Below are 1,311 nucleotides of genomic sequence, written 5' to 3' on the forward strand. Positions count from 1 at the left end.
GGCCCTGGAAGACCCGTCCGGGCTCGCGAAGGGCCACGGGTGACGTGAGCGACGCTCAGACAGATGCGATATCGTGGCAGGAGGGTCGATTCGGAACTTCAGAACCGGCTCGGCGACCTTCGTGAAATATCGAGGCTAGAGCTGCGTGCGGACAATCCGGAGGTCCCGTGGCAGGATATCGCCGGCCTGCGCGACATCCTGATTCACGAGTACGAAGGCGTCGACTTCTCAATCGTCTGGGATATTGCGATCAACGAAGTGCCGGTGCTCTATCGCGCGGTAGTGTCTCTGCTCGAGAAGCACTCGACTGACTGAGTAGCGTCAGTAGGGCGGCAATGCGCGTGCAGCGGTCACAAGTGTCCATTAAGCCCGACCATTGCGAGACCGCGGGGCACCTTCGGGTGCCCCGCTTCGTCTGTACGCCGCGTTTGGCCAATCGACGTGTACCGTTTCGACAGCTTCCGCCTGTCACGAGGCTTCCGCGAACGTCGCGCAGGTTTCCCCGCGTCGCGTGACGGGGAACTACTCCACACGGCCCGGTGCGCGGCATGGGACCGTCAGCATAGTGAGAGGACCGACGAGCACGGCTACCGTCATACACGAAGGAACGGATCAGTCCGGAAACAACGTCGCCCTTATCGCGGTCGTGGCGATAGTATATCGGGCTGCTCGTCCTCATGTTCTTCTGGTTCAACGGCTACATGGGCGGGCCCCAGGTCATCAACATGATGCAGCCCGCGCCCGTGCAAGGGACTCCAGGAACACCCGGCATGCCGGGGGCGGCGGGGTCGCCCGGCGCCGCGGGCTCGAGTGTGACGACGCCCTGAACCGACGCTCGCGGACTCGGTCGGCTCTACCCGCCTGGCGCGGCGACCACGCACAACGCGATCGCGCTGGCACCGATGAGCACGGTCGCGATCAGTTGGTTATGTCTGACTGAGTACAGCAGTAACAAACGCGTCCACTAAGCCCGACCATCGCACTGAACGCGGGGCACCTTCGGGTGCCCCGTTTGCGTCTGTGGGCTGGGAGGGGGAAAGTACAGGGGCCGTGTCCGCACGAAGACCGGAGTTAGCATCGCGTTGCTGGAAGAGGCCAGCGCACGAGCGGTCGTAGTGGAGGTTCCCGCGCCAGCTTCACGGTTCTCACATGGTTCCATCGCGAAGCAGGATTGAACGTGACGTTGCTCTTTGCCGAGGAGAATTCTGGATCTTGTGACACATGTGTGGGTCATGCCAGACCTCTTCCGGGTAGCGGGGGGCACAGTCCGGACAGGGTCAGTTGGGCCAGTGCTATCAGTGCGAAGGGGTC

General features: G+C 62.9%; 1 protein-coding gene. It reads left to right on the plus strand.

Annotation, left to right across the window (positions count from 1 at the left end; genetic code table 11):
• Positions 1 to 63: 63 nt before the first annotated feature.
• Positions 64 to 315 (plus strand): DUF86 domain-containing protein, encoded by a 252-nt coding sequence (locus Q8K99_01305; protein MDP2181192.1) that lies wholly within the window; start codon positions 64 to 66, stop codon positions 313 to 315.
• Positions 316 to 1,311 lie beyond the last annotated feature (996 nt).

This window comes from Actinomycetota bacterium (assembly GCA_030682655.1).
Taxonomy (GTDB): domain Bacteria; phylum Actinomycetota; class Coriobacteriia; order Anaerosomatales; family JAUXNU01; genus JAUXNU01.

Coding starts and splice junctions, on each gene's coding strand:
- Q8K99_01305 (MDP2181192.1), top strand. CDS start 64: ATGCGATATCGTGGCAGGAGGGTCGATTCGGAACTTCAGAACCGGCTC.